Origin of the sequence: Vibrio sp. V33_P6A3T137 (genome assembly GCF_009904835.1) — a bacterium.
Taxonomy (GTDB): Bacteria; Pseudomonadota; Gammaproteobacteria; order Enterobacterales; family Vibrionaceae; genus Vibrio; species Vibrio metschnikovii.
Genome location: NZ_WXWK01000104.1, coordinates 1 through 4,235, shown reverse-complemented (window position 1 = coordinate 4,235; position 4,235 = coordinate 1). Strand labels below are relative to the sequence as shown.

General features: G+C 37.8%; 4 protein-coding genes and 1 riboswitch. Of the genes, 1 reads left to right on the top strand and 3 read right to left on the bottom strand.

The window, feature by feature from the left end:
* Nucleotides 1–270: 270 nt before the first annotated feature.
* Complete coding sequence (mgtE, locus tag CAG60_RS10070; protein ID WP_158138709.1) at nucleotides 271–1,629, bottom strand: magnesium transporter; 1,359 nt, start codon at nucleotides 1,627–1,629, stop codon at nucleotides 271–273.
* Nucleotides 1,630–1,726: 97 nt separating this feature from the next.
* Nucleotides 1,727–1,896: riboswitch (M-box (ykoK) riboswitch) on the bottom strand.
* A 472-nt stretch (nucleotides 1,897–2,368) separates the two neighbouring features.
* Complete coding sequence (locus CAG60_RS10065; protein WP_158144862.1) at nucleotides 2,369–2,809, bottom strand: YcgN family cysteine cluster protein; 441 nt, start codon at nucleotides 2,807–2,809, stop codon at nucleotides 2,369–2,371.
* A gap of 154 nt (nucleotides 2,810–2,963) precedes the next feature.
* Here CAG60_RS10065 and CAG60_RS10060 point away from each other — a divergent pair, with 154 nt between their 5' ends.
* A complete protein-coding gene (locus CAG60_RS10060; RefSeq protein ID WP_154167469.1) occupies nucleotides 2,964–3,212 on the top strand; it encodes a YkgJ family cysteine cluster protein in 249 nt (82 codons plus the stop codon).
* Here CAG60_RS10060 and CAG60_RS10055 read toward each other — a convergent pair.
* Nucleotides 3,204–4,235 (bottom strand): transporter substrate-binding domain-containing diguanylate cyclase (locus tag CAG60_RS10055; RefSeq protein WP_161438862.1); only part of this gene is annotated, 1,032 nt, incomplete at its 5' end. The two genes, CAG60_RS10060 and CAG60_RS10055, sit on opposite strands and share 9 nt — an antisense overlap.

Sequence of the window (4,235 nt, the reverse complement as noted above, 5' to 3'; positions counted from 1 at the left end):
CTTCAAGAATCAGCAAATAAAATTGGAATGTACTCTCATGATAATATATTCCATTCTCTATTGGGAATTATGGATGTTAACACCGAAGTCTATCAGCCAGAACTCGACATATTTGAATCATGTAGAACATCACTTTGAATAATTTAATAAACAATAATATTCATATTCAAACTACTGAGTTATTAACTGGCAATTTAATTGAAATATATTAAATTTTCATACAAACCCCTATCATCATATCTATGACTAGATGATAGGGGTTTTTAATAATTAAGCTAACTGAGGCAAAGTTAATTTTGCAATTTCAAAATAGATAATCAAACCAGTTCCATCCACTAATGTTGCAATAAAAGGGGCAGATACAACCGCTGGATCAATATTCAAGCGACGTAATACCATTGGAATAATTGAAGAAACTAAAGCACTCCATAGTACAATCGCTAAAATAGTTAGCGTTACAACTAAACCTATTTCAAAACCGACACCAAGTGACCAAGCACGGATCCAAGCGGCAACGGCCATTGCTGCGGCAATTAAAGTTCCTGTTGATAATTCTTTCCGTAATACTGTCCCTAAATTACGTAAACTGACTTCACCAACCGCCATTGCGCGAATAATAGTTGTAGTAATTTGTGTTCCACTATTACCACCAGTACCAATTAATAATGGAATAAAAAAGGCTAACGCAATTGCCGCTTCAAGTTGTTCTTCAAACGCTCGTAGCACCGTTCCAGTATAGGCTTCAGCAACAAAAAGTACTAATAACCATACAATACGTTTTTTCCATAACTCCCAAGGTGTAGTGTCTAAATAGCTACCATCAAGAGGAATCGTACCGCCTTGCATTTCAGCATCTTCTGTTGTTTCTTTTTCCAGAATCGCAGCGGCATCTTCTAGATAGAAAAAACCAACTAATTTTCCTTCATAAACGACAGGAAGTACTGGAACATTATGTTCAAGAAGCAAACGGGCTGCATTCTCTTGATCAACCATCGCATCAATCACGAGCTTATTTTGTTCAACCATCGTCATTAACGACTGTTCTGATGAAGCAACCAATAATGCTTTAGGACTAATTTCTCCTAATAATGCCCCTTGTTCGTTCACAACGTACATGTTGTGTAATAAGTTTGGCATATCCCAAGCTTCATAAAGGGTTTGCTTGGCTTGCTCTACCGTTTGAGTAATTTGTAAAGTGATGACATCTGAACGCATATGTCGGCCAACCGATTCATCAGGCCAAAACAAGGCTTCACGATGGTATTTTAAATCGTCTATTGGCATCGCTTCGAGCACAATCTCACGCTCCTGCTCATCGAGGGTACGCATTGCATTCTCAATAAACTTTGGTGCAACTAAAGGCAGTATTTCTTTTAGTTGCTGTGGTGTAATGCACAGTAGTAATTCTCCTGTGGCATTGGCCGAAATCGTACTAAATAATTCAGAAACTTCATGATTAGATAATGATTCTAATACAAATTTAATTTCTGAATCAGAAAGTTTAACGAGTTTCTCAACCCATTTTTCACGGTAACGTGGTTGAATTAATTTTCTTGAAAATTCATTCAGTTGCTTAACTTGTGCGGTCTCAATAATTGAGTGGGTGTTTTTCATTACATTTACATTCATCACATTAACCTCATGTGACTCAGGAATATCCTGAATTGATTGATCTATGATGTAAGAAAACAGCCGTTATTTGACGAGCGAAAGGAAATGGTAGGATAATTCATCCCCGAGTCCCAGCTTCAGCACTATACAACGTATTCGCAAACGCGAAAGCCACTTGGGTTAACACCTTAATCCGATGAAAACTGTCCTGATCTTGGGCATCTCTGGATGTCGTGAGATCAGTGGCCTATGTTTGTACAGGAGCCTCGCCTAACGAGATGCTGTAATTACACAGTCTGTTCATTAACTGAACGGCGCGGATTATAGGAGGGTTAGTTAAAAAAGGTCAATGTAAATATGCTTAATCTTCAATAAAAAATAAAACATAGGACAATAAATATTTTTTATTAAAAATCAAAAATACAAATTATGAATACATTAAAAATACAGAAAAAGGAAAATATATTAGTTTTGCTGTGAACACTAATATTATTGATGCCTATAGGAAATAACTAATCCAGACTAGAACACATGATTCATTAACTATTAAAATAATAAAACCAATAGAAACACATCGACAATAACCAACTAAGTGCATATTTTAAAGATATCAATGATGATTGTTAACAGCTCTTAATCTATTTCGATTTGGTGTTATTAATCCGTCAGTGTAGCCTATATAAAAATCCTAACCGCCGCTAACAATAGTGGCAAAGCAGCGATTAATAAGATAAGAGATTGAAAAATCTTAATACCGCTAGTTTCTGTTAGGATGGTTTATAATGTGATCTTCCCAATCAATAACATCGATTTCATAAACAACCTGATTACGGACACTTTGCCCTGCCGCATGCATCGCTGCTTTCGACCCCGTGAGCAAAGGATGCCATTCAGGTAACGGCTGCTGATCCGCGAGTAACCGATAAGCACAGGTATCAGGTAGCCAATGAAATTCCGCTATCTTGTCTCGCGTAAGTTTTAAACACTCTTCACCAGATTGAAAACGGTTAGGATAGTCTTTGCATGAACAGGTATCGCTATTGAGCCAACTGCAAGCAACATTGGTGTAATAGACTTCATCACTGTCTTCATCCATGAGTTTATGCAAACAACATTTACCACAACCATCGCATAGCGATTCCCACTCTGCTTCGGTCATTTGTTCTAAAGATTTACGTTGCCAAAATGGGATATTCATGAGGGTTTACTGCCTAGTTACGATTTCAGCCGGGTGTTATACCTTTCCCGTTTATAAACTGCAAGGTCACAAGGTAATAATTTCGCTGCTGAGAAAGAAAAGATCTGCTAGGATCAGCGCCCGCATTAAACGGGTAATCATCGAAAGGTATAAAATGGACTGTCGTCTCGGTTGTGGCGCATGTTGTATTGCACCCAGTATTTCTTCAGCTATCCCAGGTATGCCCAGCGGTAAGCCTGCAGGAGTGCGTTGTATTCAGCTTAATGAGGACAATCTATGCAAACTCTTTGGTAAACCAGAAAGGCCAACCGTCTGCCACCACTTCAAACCTTGCCCTGTCGTTTGCGGTGACAGCAATCAACAAGCTTTACAAAATCTGATCGAGCTAGAGCAACTAACCTGAATATATAAAAGTAATTACTTGATTCTTCCCATTATGCTTCGCTTGATAAAGCGCTTGATCTGCAAAGCTAAGTTCATAATGTTCAAGCGAATTAGGATAATAAGCAACTCCCAAACTTATCGTAATCACGCCAATTTCAGGGAAACTTTCGATACTGTTTTTAGCAATACGATCAACCAAATGTTGTGCATACTGTTCGGCGTTAAACGATGATGAGAAAAAAGCTAAAATCGCAAATTTTTCTCCACCTATTCGAGCTAAAGCTTGATTATCGATAAGTGATATTTGTGCTTGTTGAGCGACAAATTGAATCACTCGATCACCAGTCGCATGACCAAATTGATCATTCACTGCTTTAAAATTATCAATATCAAATATCATTAAACAAACCCCTGAAGTCCTGTTAGGGATAGTTTCAAGTGTTTGGATGAAGTAACGGCGATTATGAATACCTGTCAGACTATCTGTTTCTGATAGCAAAGTTAGCCGTGCATTCATCTCACGCAGAGCTTTGGTTTTCTTGTCGACACTTCGCTTCAATATGACGATATACGATAACAGCACAATTAATATGAACAGAATAGTAGCAGGAATGAGGTAACGTGGATAAACAGTGTCCACACTATGATGAATCCAACGATAAACAATTCTTGATTTATCTTCAGAATTAAACAGAGAAAAACCTTGCTGGACTATATCAAATACAGGGCTACCTTTCGCAACTGCTGGATATAGCACCCCAGTATACAAATGTTGAACAGGCAGTAACTTCCCTGGTTTATTACCTAAGTGAAGAAAATAATTGGAAACTTGCGTATCCGCAACAAAGGCTTTTAGCCTACCAGATAATGCTTCTTCCATCATAAGTTGATTACTGGTAAACGTTTTCAGAGCGACATGAGGATAATGAGTCTGCATAAACTCTTGCTGATACCCACCAAATAAAACACCGACAGGATAGTCATATCCACCTAATAGAAATTCTTTAACTGAAAATTCTTCCAATAAGGAGCGATTAAAATA

Bases quoted from the DNA above. Each gene is read 5' to 3' on its own strand.
- CAG60_RS10060 (WP_154167469.1), top strand. From the start codon at position 2,964: ATGGACTGTCGTCTCGGTTGTGGCGCATGTTGTATTGCACCCAGTATT.
- CAG60_RS10065 (WP_158144862.1), bottom strand. From the start codon at position 2,809: ATGAATATCCCATTTTGGCAACGTAAATCTTTAGAACAAATGACCGAA.
- mgtE (WP_158138709.1), bottom strand. From the start codon at position 1,629: ATGAATGTAAATGTAATGAAAAACACCCACTCAATTATTGAGACCGCA.